Source organism: Pseudomonadota bacterium, assembly GCA_037200975.1.
Lineage (GTDB): Bacteria > Pseudomonadota > Gammaproteobacteria > Steroidobacterales > Steroidobacteraceae > CADEED01.
Window position 1 is genome coordinate 3,811,008 of the sequence record JBBCGI010000001.1, and the last position, 15,996, is coordinate 3,827,003.

At 65.3% G+C, this 15,996-nt stretch carries 15 protein-coding genes; 13 read left to right on the forward strand and 2 right to left on the reverse strand.

Going from position 1 to position 15,996, the window contains the following annotated elements:
* Positions 1-68: 68 nt before the first annotated feature.
* Positions 69-2,045: a cation:proton antiporter gene (locus tag WDO72_17135; protein ID MEJ0087400.1), complete on the forward strand. Its 1,977-nt coding sequence runs from the start codon at positions 69-71 to the stop codon at positions 2,043-2,045.
* Between the two features lie 17 nt (positions 2,046-2,062).
* Here the strand turns inward: WDO72_17135 and WDO72_17140 are convergent, their stop codons facing one another.
* Together WDO72_17140 and WDO72_17145 are read right to left on the reverse strand one after the other, a co-directional pair.
* Complete coding sequence (locus tag WDO72_17140; protein MEJ0087401.1) at positions 2,063-2,521, reverse strand: low affinity iron permease family protein; 459 nt, start codon at positions 2,519-2,521, stop codon at positions 2,063-2,065.
* A gap of 69 nt (positions 2,522-2,590) precedes the next feature.
* Positions 2,591-3,553 carry a DMT family transporter gene (locus tag WDO72_17145; GenBank protein MEJ0087402.1) on the reverse strand — a complete coding sequence of 321 codons (963 nt, stop codon included), beginning with the start codon at positions 3,551-3,553 and terminating at the stop codon, positions 2,591-2,593.
* 58 nt (positions 3,554-3,611) lie between these two features.
* Here WDO72_17145 and WDO72_17150 point away from each other — a divergent pair, with 58 nt between their 5' ends.
* From WDO72_17150 to WDO72_17205, 12 genes are all read left to right on the forward strand, one after another.
* Complete coding sequence (locus tag WDO72_17150) at positions 3,612-6,347, forward strand: phosphoenolpyruvate carboxylase (GenBank protein ID MEJ0087403.1); 2,736 nt, start codon at positions 3,612-3,614, stop codon at positions 6,345-6,347.
* Between the two features lie 9 nt (positions 6,348-6,356).
* Complete coding sequence (locus WDO72_17155) at positions 6,357-6,695, forward strand: DUF962 domain-containing protein (protein MEJ0087404.1); 339 nt, start codon at positions 6,357-6,359, stop codon at positions 6,693-6,695.
* Positions 6,682-8,457 (forward strand): ABC transporter transmembrane domain-containing protein, encoded by a 1,776-nt coding sequence (locus tag WDO72_17160; protein ID MEJ0087405.1) that lies wholly within the window; start codon positions 6,682-6,684, stop codon positions 8,455-8,457. The genes WDO72_17155 and WDO72_17160 overlap by 14 nt, the downstream gene beginning before the upstream one ends.
* A gap of 11 nt (positions 8,458-8,468) precedes the next feature.
* Entirely contained in the window at positions 8,469-8,828 is a 360-nt protein-coding gene (locus tag WDO72_17165; protein MEJ0087406.1) for a DUF1428 domain-containing protein, read from the forward strand.
* A gap of 106 nt (positions 8,829-8,934) precedes the next feature.
* Positions 8,935-9,642 (forward strand): winged helix-turn-helix domain-containing protein, encoded by a 708-nt coding sequence (locus tag WDO72_17170; protein ID MEJ0087407.1) that lies wholly within the window; start codon positions 8,935-8,937, stop codon positions 9,640-9,642.
* 101 nt (positions 9,643-9,743) lie between these two features.
* Positions 9,744-10,517 carry a UDP-2,3-diacylglucosamine diphosphatase gene (locus WDO72_17175; GenBank protein MEJ0087408.1) on the forward strand — a complete coding sequence of 258 codons (774 nt, stop codon included), beginning with the start codon at positions 9,744-9,746 and terminating at the stop codon, positions 10,515-10,517.
* Between the two features lie 133 nt (positions 10,518-10,650).
* The gene (locus WDO72_17180; protein MEJ0087409.1) at positions 10,651-11,388 is read left to right on the forward strand and encodes a VPLPA-CTERM sorting domain-containing protein; all 738 of its coding nucleotides are present in this window, start codon (positions 10,651-10,653) and stop codon (positions 11,386-11,388) included.
* Positions 11,389-11,672: 284 nt separating this feature from the next.
* Complete coding sequence (gene gmd / locus WDO72_17185) at positions 11,673-12,764, forward strand: GDP-mannose 4,6-dehydratase (protein MEJ0087410.1); 1,092 nt, start codon at positions 11,673-11,675, stop codon at positions 12,762-12,764.
* Positions 12,761-13,735, forward strand: a complete 975-nt coding sequence (locus WDO72_17190; protein MEJ0087411.1) for a GDP-L-fucose synthase — start codon at positions 12,761-12,763, stop codon at positions 13,733-13,735. Before gmd ends, WDO72_17190 begins: the two co-directional genes overlap by 4 nt.
* A gap of 540 nt (positions 13,736-14,275) precedes the next feature.
* On the forward strand, positions 14,276-14,779 hold the full coding sequence (locus WDO72_17195; GenBank protein ID MEJ0087412.1) for a hypothetical protein: 504 nt from the start codon (positions 14,276-14,278) through the stop codon (positions 14,777-14,779).
* Positions 14,772-15,305 (forward strand): hypothetical protein, encoded by a 534-nt coding sequence (locus WDO72_17200; protein ID MEJ0087413.1) that lies wholly within the window; start codon positions 14,772-14,774, stop codon positions 15,303-15,305. The genes WDO72_17195 and WDO72_17200 overlap by 8 nt, the downstream gene beginning before the upstream one ends.
* Positions 15,306-15,413: 108 nt before the next feature.
* Positions 15,414-15,980 (forward strand): polysaccharide biosynthesis/export family protein, encoded by a 567-nt coding sequence (locus WDO72_17205; GenBank protein ID MEJ0087414.1) that lies wholly within the window; start codon positions 15,414-15,416, stop codon positions 15,978-15,980.
* The last annotated feature ends 16 nt before the right edge of the window (positions 15,981-15,996 follow it).

Sequence of the window (15,996 nt, forward strand, 5' to 3'; positions counted from 1 at the left end):
ACCTGACACCGACTTGGCCGAATATTCGGCATGTCCCCTTTTTCTGCATCTGCTAACTTCTGAACCGAATGTTCGAATCACCGCTGTCTCTCATTCTCGTCCTGTTAGCTGCCTCGGTCTTCGTCGTGACGCTGGCGCGCCGGCTCGGGCTGCCCTCCATCCTGGGATACGTCACGGTGGGCCTGGCTCTCGGGCCCCACGCGATCGGCATCTTTCCCGAATCGGGCACCACGCACCTGCTGGCCGAGCTTGGTGTGGTGTTCCTGCTGTTCACGCTGGGCCTCGAATTCTCCTGGCCGCGCATGGTGGCGCTGCGCCGCGAAGTGTTCGGGCTCGGCAGCCTGCAAGTCTTCGGCACCGCGACCGCGGTGGCCCTGCTGGTGCGCGTCACGCTCGATCTGGGCTGGGCCCAGTGCATCGTGCTCGGTGGCGTGGTCGCGATGAGCTCGACGGTATTGATCGTCCAGCAGCTCACCGAACGCGCCGAGCTCAACCGCACGCACGGCCGGCTGGCATTCAGCGTGGTGTTGTTCCAGGACATCGCGGTGGTGCCATTCCTCGCGCTGGCGGCGGCGCTCAACCCGGAGGGCGAGGCCTTCACGGTGGGCGGCGCGCTGAGCCTCGTGGCCGCAGGCACCGCCGCGGTGCTGCTGGTGCTGGCCGCCGGCCGCTGGCTGCTGCGGCCGTTGCTTTACGTGATCGCGAACAGCCGCCTGCGCGAGCTGTTCACGCTGGCGGTCCTGCTGGTGGCGCTGGCTTCGGCCTGGGCCTCGCAGATGGCGGGCCTGTCGATGGCGCTCGGCGCGTTCCTGGCGGGAATGATGCTGGCGGAAACCGAATACAGCCACCAGGTCGAAAGCGTCATCCGGCCGTTCCGCGACATCCTGCTCGGCCTGTTCTTCATCTCGGTCGGTATGTTGCTCGACTTCAAGGCGCTGCTCAGCGAGTTCTGGCTGATCATCGCGCTGGTGGGCGCGATGGTGCTCATCAAGGGCGTCATCGCCGGGTTCGCCACGCGCCTGTTCGTCGATTCCAACTTCAAGGCGATCCGCACCGGCGTCACGCTGGCCGTCGGCGGCGAGTTCGGCATCGCGTTGCTGACGCTGCTGCTGCAGAACCACGCCATCGATCCGGCGATCGCGCAGCCGCTGCTGGTGGCCGTGGTGGTCGCGATGGTGCTGGCGCCGGTGATCCTCGCCAACAACAAACGCATCGCGCGGCTGTTGTTAGGGGAGCGCGGCCCGCCGCGTACGGCGATCGAACGCGAGGACGCCGCGACACTCGCGCTGGCCAAACGCGAACACGTCATCCTGTGCGGCTTCGGCCGCGTCGGCCAGAACGTCGCGCGCGTGCTCGAGGCGCAGGGTTTCGAATACATCGCGATCGATCTCGACCCGGTACGCGTGCGCGCGGCGCGCCAGGTCGGTCATCCGGTGGTGTACGGCGATTCAGCGGACAGTCAGGTGCTCGAAGAAGTCGGTCTCGCCAATGCCAACGCCGTGGTGATCTCGTTCTCCGATACCAGCACCGCGCTCGCCATCCTGCGCAGCTTGCGCGACCTGCGCACCGACGTGCCGGTGCTGGTGCGCACGCCCGACGATTCGCGCCTGCTGGAACTCAAGGCGGCCGGCGCCACCGAAGTGGTTCCCGAAGCCTTCGAGGCCAGCCTCATGCTGGCTTCCCACGTGCTGATGTCGCTCAAGGTCGCGCCCGCGACCGTGATGCGCACTGTCGCGGAGTTGCGCGGCAACCGCTACGAGATGCTGCGCGACATCATCGCCAGCACCGACAGTTCTCCGGTGCACCCGGCGATCACCGAGGCCGTGCGTTCCATCGTGCTGCCGCCGGGTTCGTGGTGCATCGGCAAGACGCTGGACGACGTGCGCAGCGCCGGCGCGCAGGTGGCGTTCACGGGCATCCGCCGGCACGGGATCATGGGGCGCGAGCCCTCCGGCGACACACAATTCCAGGACGGCGACATCGTCGTGATCTACGGCACGCCCGAGCAGCTCGAGCATGCCGAGGCGGTGTTGCTCGCCGGCTGACCAAGACAATCCAGTGGCTAGCGGTGCTCGCCCTTTTTCTGCTTCTCGACCAGGTCGTCGATGTCCGGCACGCCTTCGTCGCTGATGCCGTCGTCGACGCCCTTGCGTGCGTTCTCGGCCAGGCGCACGTACACCGCGCGGATGCGTCCGAGCTCGCGTTCTTCCAGCTCCTCGAGGTTCATGAGCACGTTGTGCGCTCCGGGCGAGATGCGCAGCAATTCGTCGAGCTTGATCTGCACGGCCTCCGAGTCGCGGTTCTGCGTGCTCTGGATCAGGAACACCATGAGAAAGGTGACGATGGTCGTGCCGGTGTTGATCACCAGCTGCCAGGTATCGCTCCAGTGGAAGAGCGGGCCGCTGATGGCCCACGCCAGCACCACGCACAGCGCCAGCGCGAAGGTGACGGGCTGGCCGGTGGCGCGCGCGATGCCTTTGGCGAAACGCGTGAACCAGGAACTCGATTTGGCGGGTGTCATGCAGGGTCCCTCGTGAGGTGTGCCGTGCGCAGCGTAAGCCAAATCTCGCCGCGCCGGCGCCGGCGCGTGTTACTCGCGCGCCACCGCCTCGGTGACTTCCTGGCGTTTGCCGAGGCTCAGGGCCAGCACGCTGCCGACGATCATGGCGGTGCCGAGCAGCTGCCAGGCGTTGAGACGTTCATCGAGGAACAGTGCCGCGAGCAGGATGGTGGTCGGTGGCCCCACGGTGCTGCCGATGGCGGCGCGTTGCGCACCGACGCGCCGCACGCCCTCCGCCTGCATCAGCCCGGGCAGGAACATGCACGCCACCGACAACACCACGAGCAACATCCAGTCGTGCGCCCGCAGCGCATGGAACTCGTCGAACGAGCGGAACAACGCGAAGTGGATGGCGAGCACGACCGCGGACGCGCTCATGCCGATCGCGGCGAAACGCGTGCTGCCGAGCTCGCGCGTGTAGCGCTCGCCGATCAGGAAGTAGATGGCCGTGGTCAGCGCGGCGATCAGCACCAGCCCCGCGCCGAACAGGTTCTGCCGCAACTCGTGCAGGTCGATGCCACCCATCACGAAAAAAATGCCGGCGTAAGTGACCAGCATGGCGAGCACGAGTTTGGCGTCGGGCGCGCGCCGGCTCATGAACGAACTGATGGTGACCACCAGGGCCGGATAGCTGAACAGCAACACGCGTTCGATGGACGCGTCGATCAGCGTCAGCGCCCAGAAGTCGAGCAGCGCGCCGACGTAGTAGCAGATGATGCCGGCGGCCGCCGCCGCGAAGACTGCGCGGCCGCTCATCTCCCTTCGGGCATGTGCGCCCTCACCAATGCCTGCGGCTGGTTTGTTGGCGCGGAACGCAAACCAGGCGAACAACGGCATGGCCAGCACCGCGCGCACCGCGACCAGCAGTTCGAAGCCCACACCGCGCTGGTACAGCGCCTTGCTGAACAGCCCCTTGCTGGCAAACAGGATGGCCGCGGCCGCCACGAAGAACATTCCCAGTCGCCGCTCGCGCGTATCGTGCTTTGAATCCATAAGTGCATGATTCCAGAGGCGGCTTACATACGCCAATGAATCGGGCGATGTCTGTAGAATGGCGCGCTTCGTGAGGCGCGACGACATCCAGTTCCCTGCAAAACACACCGCGCTGCGCGACGACGTGCACGTGTTGGGTGTGCTCATTGGCGACGTGCTCAAGGAGCAGGGCGGCGACGCGTTGTTCGACCTGGTCGAAAAGGACCGCCGTCTATCTATCCGCCGCCGCGCCGGCGACAAGGAAGCGGCCGCCGAGTTGTCGGTACAGTTGCGCGGGCGCGCGCCGCAGGTGGCCCGCGATCTCGCGCGCGCCTTCTCCATGTGGTTCCGCGCGGTGAATCTCGCCGAGAAGGTGCACCGGATCCGCCGCCGCCGCGGTTACTTCCTCGAAGCCAGCGATCGCCCGCAACCGGGCGGCGTGGCGGCTGCGTTGAGCGCGCTGAAGGAGCGGGGTCTCAGTCTCGCCGAAGTGCTCGAGTTGTTGAAGAAGATGCGCATCGAGCCGGTGTTCACCGCGCATCCGACCGAGAGCGCGCGCCGCACGATGCTGCGCAAGAACCAGCACATCGCCGAGCTGCTGCTCGATCGCCTCGACCCCACGCTCACGCCGCAGGAGCTGAGCAAGAACTGGAGCCGGGTACGCACCGAGCTGACCACGGCCTGGCAGACCGAAGACCACCCGCGCGAGCGGCTGACCGTCGCCGACGAGCGCGAACACGTGGTGTTCTATCTGGCCGAGATCCTCTATCGCATCCTGCCCGCGTTCTACGACGAACTGGCCGAGGCGCTGGCCAAGTTATACGGCGTGTTACCCGATTCGCTCGAGCTGCCGAACATCGTGCGCTTCGGCACCTGGGTGGGCGGCGACATGGACGGCAATCCCGACGTCCACGCCAAAACCATCCGCGAGACCCTGGCGCGTCAGCAGCAGGTCATCGTCAACGCCTATTTCCGCGAGTGCGGCCGGCTCGCCCAACTACTGTCGCAGAGCGCGAGCCGCGCCGCGGTGCTGCCGGAACTGAGTCAGCGCATCGAGTTGTACGCGACGCTGATCCCGGGCGCGCTCGGCATCACGCCGATGCGCCACGACCGCATGCCGTATCGCGTGTTCCTCGGCCAGATCGCCGAGCGGCTGCGCATCACGTACGAAGGGCGGCCCAACGGTTACGAGACTCCCCAGGCCTTCCTGCGCGATCTCAAACTCATCGCCGCCAGCCTCAAGGCCAACAAGGGTTTCCATGCCGGCTGGGGCAACGTCCAGCGGCTCATCCGCCGCGTGGAAACCTTCGGTTTTCACCTGGCGACACTCGACCTGCGCCAGCACGCCGAGATCCATCACCGCGTGATCGGCCAGGGGCTCGACGATCCGAACTGGATGGTGCGCACCGCCTCCGAGCGGCACGACCTGCTGGTCGCGGCCATCGAACGCGACACCGGCGTGAAGATGGAGCTCGATGCGCTCGGCCGGCGCACGCTGGGCGTCTTCGAGGCGATCCTGCAGGCGCGGCATCGCTACGGCCAGGACGCGATCGGTTATTACGTGGTGAGCGGCACGAGCGGCGCGGACGACGTGCTCGCACCGCTGCTGCTGGCGCGCTGGGCGGAGGCCTACGACAAGCGCAGCGGCGAGGTGGCGGTGGACATCGCGCCGCTGTTCGAATCGGTGGATGCGCTCGAACATTGCGGCGACGTGATGCGCACCTTGTTAGGCGATCCGCTTTATCGCCGGCATCTCGAAGCGCGCGGCCGCACGCAGTGCGCCTTGATCGGTTATTCCGACACCAACAAGGAGAGCGGCATCTGCGCCTCGCGCTTCGCCGCGTACCGCGCGCAGGCCGAGTTGTCCGCCGCGCTGGCCGCCGCCAACGAACGCCACGTCATCTTCCATGCGCGCGGTGGCAGCGTCGCGCGCGGCGGCTCGCGCATCGACACCCTCGTACGTACCGCGCCCGCGGGTACGGTCAATGGAGTGCTGCGCCTGACCGAGCAGGGCGAGGTCATCAACCAGAGTTACGGTCTGCGGCCCATCGCCATGCGGACGCTGGAGCGGGCGTTTAATGCCGTGGTGCTGTCGATCGGGGGTGCCGCGAAGGGCGCGGCAGCCGCTTCGGAGCAGGTGCAGTTCGCGGCGCGTGTTGCCTCGGTGAGCCGTCAGCACTATCGCCGCTTGGTTCACGCCGATGCCGAGTTCTACGTCTGGTTCCAGGCGGTGACACCGATCGACGTGATCACGCGCATGCAGATCGGTTCGCGGCCCGCCGTGCGCCCGGGCAAGGAAGGTTTCGATGCGTTGCGCGCAGTGCCCTGGGTGTTCGCGTGGACGCAGTCGCGCCACATGTTGCCCGCCTGGTATGGCGCGGGACTCGGCTTGCGCACCGCGATCGAAGAGCTGGGCCTCGAAACGGCCCGTTCAGCCTATGCCGAGTGGAACTATTTCAGCCTGCTCATCGACGATCTGGAAACCACGCTCGCGCGCGCCGATCTCGAGATCGCGGCGGCCTACGAGGAGCTGGCGGAAACGCGTCACCGTCATTTCGCGGCGAAAGTGCGCGAGGAATTCCAGCTGGTCGCCGAGCAGGTGCTGTCGATCAAGCAGAGCAAGGCGCTGCTCGACCGCGACCAGACGATGCAGCGCTCCATCGAGCTGCGCAATCCGTACGTCGACCCGATCAATCTGCTGCAGGTCGATCTACTAAGACGATGGAGGGAATCGGGCCGCCAGGACCGCGATTTGTTCGAATCCCTGCTGGCGTGCATCGCGGGCATTGCCGAGGGGCTGCAGAGTACCGGATGATCCGGTCCCATGGATTCTCGAACAAAACCCAAGGATTCGGGTTTCCGCAGTTTCGCGGAATTCTATCCGTACTACATCAACCAGCACCGTCACCCGGTGTCGCGCGTGCTGCATTACATCGGCACCTGGGGCGTCATCCTCTGCATCGTCGCGTTGATCGCGCTTGCCGAGCCGCTGTGGCTGCTCGGTGCGTTCGTGTGCGGCTACACGTTCGCGTGGATCGGACATTTCCGCTTCGAGCGCAACAAGCCGGCCACCTTCCAGTTTCCTTTTTACAGTCTCGCGGGCGATTTCCGCATGTGGTGGGATCTGAACTTGGGCAAACTCAAGTTCCGTGAGCACCTCTGAACGCCCCAAGGGCAAATCCCTAAAACCGCTGGCCGCGCTGCTGCCGTTCATCGCGCCGTACCGTGCACGCATGCTGGTCGCGCTGCTGGCGCTGCTGGTGGCCGCGGCCGCGATGCTGGCGCTGCCGCAGGCGCTCAAGAACGTCATCGACGAGGGTTTCACCGAGGCCAATGCGGCCGCGGTCGATCGCTACTTCCTGTTGCTGCTGCTTGCCGCGGCGGTGTTCGCAGCGTTCGCCTCGCTGCGCATGTATCTCGTCAACTGGATCGGCGAGCGCGTGGTGGCCGACCTGCGCAGCGCGGTGTACCAGCGCGTGCTGCGCATGGATCCGGCATTCTTCGAAGTCACCAAGACCGGCGAGATCCTCTCACGGCTAACTACCGACACGACGCTGATCCAGTCCCTGTCCGGCATCGGGCTGTCGATCCTGCTGCGTTCCACGGTGAGTTTCCTGGGCTCGCTGGTGCTGCTGCTGCTCACCAATCTCAAACTCGCGCTGATCATCTTCGCGCTCATCCCCACGGTGCTCGCGCCCATGCTGATCTTCGGGCGGCGGGTGCGGCGGCTGTCGCGCGACTCGCAGGACCGCGTGGCCGACACCTCGGGCCTGGCCGGCGAAACCCTCAATGCCATCCAGACCGTGCAGGCCTTCACGCTCGAAGGGCTGCAGGGCAAACGCTACGACGACATGGTCGAAACCAGCTTCGACACCGCGATCAAGCGCACACGCGTGCGCGCCTGGCTGATCGGGTTCGCGATCATGATGATGTTCTCCTCGGTCACGCTGGTGTTGTGGCTGGGCGCGCGCTCGGTGCTGCACGGCACGATGACGGGCGGCGATCTGGCGAAATTCCTGAGCTACGCCATCTTCATGGGCACCGCCGTCGCCTCGCTGTCCGAGATGTGGGGCGAGCTGCAGCGCGCCTCGGGCGCGATGGAGCGCACGGTGGAGCTGCTGCAGGCGCGGCCGTCGATCGTGACGCCCGCCAATCCGGTCGCGCTGCTGCCGGGGCGCGGCGAGATCGCGATCGAACATCTCTCGTTCAACTATCCGTCGCGTCCCGACACGCGCGCGCTCGACGGTTTCGATCTCAGGATCGCGCCCGGGGAAACGGTGGCGTTCGTCGGGCCCTCGGGGGCGGGCAAGAGCACCGTGTTCCAGCTGCTGCTGCGTTTTTATGACCCGGGCGCGGGCCGCATTCTCATCGACGGCGTGGACATCGCCGCCGCGGATCCTTCCGCGGTGCGCGCGCGCATCGGGCTCGTGCCGCAGGAAACCATGATCTTCGGCGCGAGCGCGCGCGAAAACATCCGCTACGGGCGGCCCGGCGCGAGTGACGCGGAGATCGAAGCCGCGGCGCAATCGGCGGCCGCCGACGAATTCATCGGCAAGTTGCCGGAGGGGTACGACACGTTCCTCGGCGAACGCGGTGCGCGCCTCTCGGGCGGCCAGAAGCAGCGCATCGCCATCGCCCGCGCGATCCTCAAGAATCCGCCCATCCTGCTGCTGGATGAGGCCACGAGCTCGCTCGATTCCGAGAGCGAGCGGCTGGTGCAGAACGCGCTCGAGAAACTCATGCGTAATCGCACCACGCTGGTGATCGCGCACCGGCTGGCCACCGCCATCAACTCCGACCGCATCGTCGTCATCGAGCGCGGCCGCATCGTCGGGATGGGCAACCATGAACAATTGCTGCGCGACAACGCGTTGTACGCGCGACTCGCGGCGCTACAATTCGGCGCACGCGAAGACGCAGCCTGAGGAGAATTCACATGGCTTATGTCGATGGATTCCTTATTCCCGTACCGCGCAGGAATCGCGCCGCGTACAAAAAGATGTCGACGCAGGCCGGCAAGGTGTGGATGGACCACGGCGCGCTCGGTTATCACGAGTGTGTCGCCGATGACGTGAAGGTCGGCAAACACACCTCGTTCCCGCAGGGCGTGAAGCTCAGGAAAGGCGAGGAAGTGTGGTTCTCGTGGATCGTCTACAAGACGCGCAAGGACCGCGATCGCGTGAATGCCAGGGCCATGAAGGACCCCAGGCTCGCATGCATGATGGATCCGAAAGCCATGCCGTTCGACGGCAAACGCATTGTGTTCGGCGGCTTCAAGATGATCGTGAATCTGTAGGTTCTCGGGCCGGCGTACACATTTGTCATACATTCGATACAGTTCTTCACAATGAATCTGCAACTTGCGAAACGTTTAATGCCTGCGCTCGAGGGAGAGATCCTACATGCAGGTGTCGAAGGTGCTGGTCGTCGATGGCGATCGCGCAGTGCGCGATGCGCTGATTGCGGGCCTGCGTTTCGTGGGTCTGGAGGCTCACGGCGCTGACGGCACGCTCGCCGCGCGCAGCTGGCTGCAGACCGGCGGCGCCGACGTCATGGTGCTCTCCGACTTGTTGCTCGATTGCGCGCCCGGCGAATTGTTCGACTCGCCCGAGTGCCGCGCCCGCACCGCCATCGTGATGCTGACCAGCGGCGCCGCGCTCGCCCTGCGGCCTAACTATCTGGCCGACGCGACCCTGCTGCGCCCCATCTCGCTCGGGCGCGTGGTCGAACAGGTGGAATCCCTGCTTGCCCAGCGCAAACATGCCGAGGTCGAGCCCCGTTGCGAGTTCGGCAGCCTGTCGCTCGACGTGGCCGGTGCGCGCGCGACGGTGGGCGAAGGGGCCGTGCACCTCGGCCGCACCGAGGCGCGGCTGCTGCAATTCTTCATGAACGCACCGGACAAGGTCTTTTCGCGCGCCCAACTACTCGAGCGGCTGTGGCCGTCGAGTGTCCGGGTCGAGGAACGCACCGTCGACGTCCACATCCGGCGTCTGCGCCTGGCGCTGGCGATCATCGGCTGCGCCGACTACGTCCAGACGGTGCGCGGCTCGGGATACCGGTTTTCGGCACTGCCGCACGGCTCTCGACTGTCGCTTAAGACAAATCTGTAAGTGGCGGGTTCATAAAGCTGAAATGCCGATCGTGCACTCTACCGCTCAGCCATTTCCCACCCGGCGAGGCTGACATGGTTTCCAGTGGATCCCGAACGACGATGCGGCTGCGGACTGTTTTTGTCTCGGACGTGCACCTGGGCTCGAAGGGTTGCCGGGCAGACCTGCTGCTCGAGTTCCTCAAATCCGTCGAAGTGGACTATCTATTCCTGGTCGGCGACATCGTCGACCTGTGGGCCATGCGCAAGAACTTCTACTGGCCGCAGGAACACAACAACGTGCTGCGCACCATCCTCGGCAAGGCCAAGGGTGGAACACGCGTCATCTACATCCCCGGAAACCACGACGAGGAGATGCGTGAGTTCTGCGGCACGGTGTTCGGCAACCTCGAAATCCACCGGGAATTCGTGCACGACACGGCGGACGGACGCCAGCTGCTGGTCATGCACGGCGACGAGTTCGACACCGTGGTCAAATGCAGTCCATGGCTCGCGAAGCTCGGCAGTTCGGTGTACGACTTCATCCTGAGCCTCAACACACACGTGAATTCCATCCGCCGCATGTTCGGCTATCCGTACTGGTCGCTGGCCAGTTACCTCAAGCACAAGGCGAAAACAGCCGTGCAATACATCGCGAGCTTCGAACAGGCCGTCGCGCATGCGGCGCGCAAGCGTGGTGTCGATGGCGTGGTCTGCGGCCACATCCACCGGCCCGAGATGACCGACATCGACGGCGTGCAGTACTGCAATGACGGCGATTGGGTCGAAAGCTGTTCGGCGCTGGTCGAGGACATGAACGGCCGGCTGGCGATCTGGAACTGGGCGCAGATGCGCGACGGCCTGCGGGAGCAGCCGCTGGTCGAAGCCGCCGCCTGATTCGAGCGATGTCACCGGGCTGACCCGCAACTTACATAAAGCGATGCTGCAATCGCTGGAATCGACAGTGAGGTGGGCAGCAATGCTGACGCGCAAGATTCGCAGGTGTGTGGGTGCGGGAGCCGCCATTTTCATGGTTGGCGGTTCGTGGGTTGCCCACGCCGAGTCGTTGCTGCCATTCCCTCCGGAAGAAACCGCCCCCGACGCGCGCGTCCTGCTCGGCGACAAGCCGCTGAACGGCAGCGTGCACGAAAACGCCGACGGATCTTTTCAGCTGACCGGGTCGCAAGCAGGCGGATCGTTCAACGGCGGTTTCTCCTGGAACCTGCAATGGGACCTTACCGTCAAGGAAGACCCGTTCATCATCGGCTCGCTGACGTTGACCAATCTCGCCACCGACACCCGCAGCTTCAATCTGACGCTGTCGTTGCCCATCACGCCGTCATTTTCACCGTCGCTGTTCGGCGGCTCGGTGCACGCAACCCTGCTGGACCAGAATGGCGATGGTTCGGCGTTCCTCGGGACCAACAGCATGAGCCCGTCCATCTACCGCGGCACCATCGACGGCGTCACGGTGTTGTCGCTGTTCGCGGGCAGCGTGACCTGCGGCGGCAGCGGCCCGAGTTGCGGCAGCACCATTTCTTTCGACGACGGACTGCCAGGCCCCACGCTGCCCGGACCCGCGGTCGTGTCCAACATCGGCACGTTCCTGAATTTTTCGCTGTCGGGCGGCGACAAGGTCACCTTCCTGACCAACTTCACCGTCGAGCCTCCGGCGGCCGTGCCGCTGCCCGCGGCCGCGCCGCTGCTGATTCTGGGCTTCGGCGTACTTGCGGCGGCACGCCGGCGCAGAGGCGGCAAGCCGCAATAAAGGCGCCAACAGCGGTGTGCTCTTTTCACACCGCTGTCGTGTTGGCCGCGTAGAACGTACGCGAAATCGTACGGAGCAAACAAAGTGTATTCCACGCCTCGCTGGGCGCTGACCTTCGCAGCCTATTGCCGCTCGCGCCTGAGAACCGCTGATGAACCCGCCGCGGCCCAGTCCCCGCCGGGCATTCGCACGTCGGGCCACCGGCGCCGCGCTTTGCTCGCGCAGCGTGGGCATGCCGCCTGGCACACGGCCTGTTGGGTGGCGCGACGCCCACGTGGCGCCGCATGACACGCAAGCGTGCATTGCTGACCGGCATCACCGGTCAGGACGGCGCCTATCTCGCCGAGCTGTTGCTCGACAAGGGATACGAGGTGCACGGCATCAAGCGCCGCTCGTCGTCGTTCAACACCGATCGCGTCGATCATCTGTACGCCGATCCGCATGAGTCCGACGGCCGCTTCACGCTGCACTATGGCGACCTGACCGATGCGACGAACCTGATTCGTATCGTCCAGCAGGTACTACCCGACGAGATCTACAACCTCGGCGCGCAGAGCCACGTGGCGGTGTCGTTCGAAACGCCCGAGTACACGGCCAACGCGGATGCCACCGGCACGCTGCGCCTGCTCGAGGCGATCCGCATCCTCGGGCTCACCCACAAGACACGCTTTTACCAGGCGTCCTCGTCGGAGATGTTCGGCAAGGTGGCTGAAACTCCGCAGCGCGAAACGACGCCGTTCCACCCGCGGTCGCCGTATGGCGTCGCCAAGCTGTATGCGTACTGGATCACGGTCAACTACCGCGAGTCGTACGGCATGTACGCCTGCAACGGCATCCTGTTCAACCACGAGTCGCCGCTGCGCGGCGAGACCTTCGTGACGCGCAAGATCACGCGCGGGCTGGCGCGGGTACGCACCGGGCTGCAACCCTGCGTCTATCTGGGCAATCTCGACGCGCGCCGCGACTGGGGCCACGCGCGCGATTTCGTGCGCGCCCAATGGCTGATGCTGCAGCAGGACGAACCCGAGGATTTCGTGATCGCGACCGGCGAACAACACAGCGTGCGCGAATTCGTCGAGCTGGCCGGGCACGAGCTCGGCATGCGCATCACCTGGACCGGCAGTGGGCCGGAGGAGAAGGGCATCGACGCGAAGACCGGCCGCACGGTGATACGCCTGGATGCGCGCTACCTGCGCCCGGCCGAAGTGGATACCTTGTTAGGCGACGCGGGCAAGGCGCGCGCGCGTCTCGGCTGGCAGCCGAGCGTGAGTTTCGCGGCGCTGGTCGCGGAGATGGCGCGCCACGACCTGATGCTCGCCGAACGCGACGCGGCGCTCGCCGAACGGGGTTACCGCGTGGCGCACGAACGGGAATGAACGCTCCTGCGGTCAATCGGCACGGGATCGTCTACGTCGCCGGCCATACGGGCCTGGCCGGGTCGGCGATCACGCGGGCGCTCAAACGCCAGGGTTACACCAACGTGGTCGGCGAGCCTCACTACCGCCTCGACCTGACGCAGTCGCGCGCGGTGGATCGCTTCTTCGACGAAGCGCGCCCGAGCGCGGTCATTCTCGCGGCCGGACGGGTGGGCGGCATCATCGCCAATTCCGAGCGGCCGGCGGAGTTCATCCGCGACAACCTGCAGATCCAGACGCACGTGATCGATGCCGCGCATCGCTTCGGCGCGCGCAAGCTCGTGTTCCTCGGGTCGAGTTGCATTTATCCGCGCCTGGCGCCGCAGCCGATGCGCGAGGAATACCTGCTGACCGGCGCGCTCGAACCGACCAACGACGCCTATGCCGTCGCCAAGCTCGCGGGCATCAAGATGTGCCAGGCCTACCGGCGCCAGTACCACTTCGATGCGGTTTCCGTCCTGCCGAGCAATCTGTACGGCCCGAACGACAACTATCACGCGCGTGAGTCGCACGTCATTCCGGGTCTGATCCGCCGCATGCACGAAGCCCGCCTGCAGAAGGCCCAGCAATTCGAGGTGTGGGGCACCGGCGCGCCGCGCCGCGAATTCCTGCATTCCGACGACTTCGCGGATGCGATCGTCACGGTGCTCGAGAACTACTCGGACGACCTGCCGATCAACATCGGCGCCGGTGACGACGTGACGATCGCCGAGCTCGCCGCCATCGTGCGGCGCGTGGTCGGCCTCGAGGCGCCGATCAGTTTCGATGCGCAGAAGCCGGACGGCACTCCGCGCAAATTGCTGGACGTGGCGCGTATCCGCGCGCTCGGCTGGCAGCCGAAGATTCCACTCGAGCAGGGCCTCGCCGATACGTACCGCGCCTTCCTCGACCGGCCTCTCTCGTATTCGGAAGCGCGTCTGACGCGACGCTGAGCGCGCGTGGCCGGCGCAGCGCCGGACACTAGCCGCTGATTCCGTGAGCCGCGCAACGCGGCCCGGCACATTGTCGCGCGAGCTGACTTCACGAGCGCGCTCCGTGCAAACGCGCCAATTCCGGCGCTGAATCGCAATCGCAGCATCGCCCCCATCCGCGAGTCGGAGAAACGGCCGAGCCCCGATCCTCTCGTGCCGCAATTCGGAAGTCCCACTGCCGCGTAATGCCGCGAGCAACGCCAGATCCACGAAGCGTCGCGGCTGCAAAACTCCCGCGCGCGACTGTCGGCGGGAGGCCGCGCGCGCGTAGCTAGACGCGGACATCACACAGCGAGTCATCGTCCGGCGCAGACCGTGGGCGCCGTCCGGCGGCGCGCGTGTGCGTTTCGCAGGCAACGTACGCGACGCGCAAACACCACCACCACCACGATGTGCATGCGATCGCGCCGCCAACGTCACTGAAATGACAAGACATTGAAATACTTGCTTCCGACAATGTTATGCAAACAGGGAGACATCTCTGTAACAAAGGGAGCGCATGTGAGCGACAGCCGGAAGAGAGCGGTTTCGATCAGAATCAACGCCGGCGACTTGTCGAAGGTGAAGCGGCTCTCGCAGCGCCTCGGGGTGCGCGACTCCGACATCGTGCGATTCGCGCTCAAGACGATGCTGCAGCGGCTGGTGCCGTTGTGTGATCCCGAGGTGCGCGGACGGAACCTCGTGCCGGTGTTCGTCGAATCAGGCGCCGAGCTGCTGCGCTACTTCGACCTCGACGCCGCGCGGCTCGAGGCGATCATCAACGACTCGACCGGCAGCGAACGTCGCGTGGAGCGCGAGGACATCGCCTTGCTGGCGCTTACCGGCGGCCACGATCCGTTTGCCGCGCTCAAGCTTTCCGAGCTCAACCACCAGGATGAATCGACGCAGGGCAGCGGCGAGCTGTCGAGCTCGCTGCGTCGTTATCTCTACGAGAAATACGTGTACCGCAACGGCACCGTGCACACCCCACCACTTCGACTCGCAGCAGGAGCGAATCATGAATAGCCTGGTACCTAAAACTCCGCTCCGGCGCGTGGTGCGGATCGTCTCGGGCGTGCTCGTGTTGTGCGCCTTGCTCGCGCCGAATGCCAGGGCCGACACGGTCGGCAGCTCGCAGGTGCAGAACACGCGGCAGGTGTTCGGTAGCTACTCCGAGGTATTCACGCTGAATGTGAACGGGCCGGGTGTTCTCACCATCAAGCTCGAGAACATCTCCTGGCCAGAACGTCTGTCCCAGCTCGACTGCTCTATCTTTTCGAAGGATGGTTTCATGGAGGGTCTCGCCGGCAGCGGCGAGTGGAAGTTCGTCTCCACGGGGCCCGCATCCTTCTACGCCAGTGTGCTCGCGAGCTCGCAGGGCCGCTTCAATCTCGGCCTGTTCTCGATCCGGATGACGTTCGAGTCGGCCGCTTCGCTCGTGCCGTTGCCGGGGGCGGTGTGGCTGCTCGGTTCCGTGCTCGGCTTGTTCGGCGTGCGCCGGCATGCATGGCCGGCGCTTCGTTTTGCGCTCAACGGCGAACGCCTGGCCTGAAAATCGTTCTCGGCGCCGCGCCGACTCGCCATCGCGCGAGCAACGAAAGCGTCATCTGCGGCGCTTAGTATGACAACTGTCAAACAACTATAGGGCGTGCGAAACCCCATGCGAATTGCGAATCTGCTTCTCTCGGGTTTCCTCTTCTGCACGGTTGCCTTCGCCGATGAGGCCGCGCCCACTTCCATGCGTCCCCCCTACAGGCTCCAGCCCGGCGATGTGGTGACGGTCTCGGTCTGGAAGGAGCAGGACCTGCAACAGGAAGTGTTGGTGCGTCCGGACGGCGCACTGTCTTTTCCGCTCGCCGGTGAATTCAACGTCGACGGCAGGACCGTGGAGGAATTGCGCGTGCAGCTGGTCGATCGACTCAAGCGTTATGTCCCCGACCCGGTGGTCACCGTGGCGGTCAAGGCGATCGGTGGAAATCGGGTTTATGTCATCGGCAAGGTCGCGCGGCCGGGAGAATTCCCGTTCAGCAGTTCCGTCGACGTCATGCAGGCGCTCAGCCTCGCGGGTGGCGCAACTCCCTTCGCGCAGGTCAACGATATCGTCATTTTACGCCGGGAGAATAGCGGCCAGCGTGCGCTGCCTTTCCGCTACGGAGATGTCGAGCGCGGCAAGAACCTGCAGCAGAACTTCCTGCTCCAGAGTGGCGACACCGTCGTGGTTCCCTGAAGGAAAAGATCGATCC

What these genes read in the sequence shown, in the direction of transcription:
- WDO72_17135 (MEJ0087400.1), top strand. Translation starts at nt 69, where the DNA reads ATGTTCGAATCACCGCTGTCTCTCATTCTCGTCCTGTTAGCTGCCTCG.
- WDO72_17140 (MEJ0087401.1), bottom strand. Translation starts at nt 2,521, where the DNA reads ATGACACCCGCCAAATCGAGTTCCTGGTTCACGCGTTTCGCCAAAGGC.
- WDO72_17145 (MEJ0087402.1), bottom strand. Translation starts at nt 3,553, where the DNA reads ATGGATTCAAAGCACGATACGCGCGAGCGGCGACTGGGAATGTTCTTC.
- WDO72_17150 (MEJ0087403.1), top strand. Translation starts at nt 3,612, where the DNA reads ATGGCGCGCTTCGTGAGGCGCGACGACATCCAGTTCCCTGCAAAACAC.
- WDO72_17155 (MEJ0087404.1), top strand. Translation starts at nt 6,357, where the DNA reads ATGGATTCTCGAACAAAACCCAAGGATTCGGGTTTCCGCAGTTTCGCG.
- WDO72_17165 (MEJ0087406.1), top strand. Translation starts at nt 8,469, where the DNA reads ATGGCTTATGTCGATGGATTCCTTATTCCCGTACCGCGCAGGAATCGC.
- WDO72_17170 (MEJ0087407.1), top strand. Translation starts at nt 8,935, where the DNA reads ATGCAGGTGTCGAAGGTGCTGGTCGTCGATGGCGATCGCGCAGTGCGC.
- WDO72_17175 (MEJ0087408.1), top strand. Translation starts at nt 9,744, where the DNA reads ATGCGGCTGCGGACTGTTTTTGTCTCGGACGTGCACCTGGGCTCGAAG.
- WDO72_17180 (MEJ0087409.1), top strand. Translation starts at nt 10,651, where the DNA reads ATGGTTGGCGGTTCGTGGGTTGCCCACGCCGAGTCGTTGCTGCCATTC.
- gmd (MEJ0087410.1), top strand. Translation starts at nt 11,673, where the DNA reads ATGACACGCAAGCGTGCATTGCTGACCGGCATCACCGGTCAGGACGGC.
- WDO72_17190 (MEJ0087411.1), top strand. Translation starts at nt 12,761, where the DNA reads ATGAACGCTCCTGCGGTCAATCGGCACGGGATCGTCTACGTCGCCGGC.
- WDO72_17200 (MEJ0087413.1), top strand. Translation starts at nt 14,772, where the DNA reads ATGAATAGCCTGGTACCTAAAACTCCGCTCCGGCGCGTGGTGCGGATC.
- WDO72_17205 (MEJ0087414.1), top strand. Translation starts at nt 15,414, where the DNA reads ATGCGAATTGCGAATCTGCTTCTCTCGGGTTTCCTCTTCTGCACGGTT.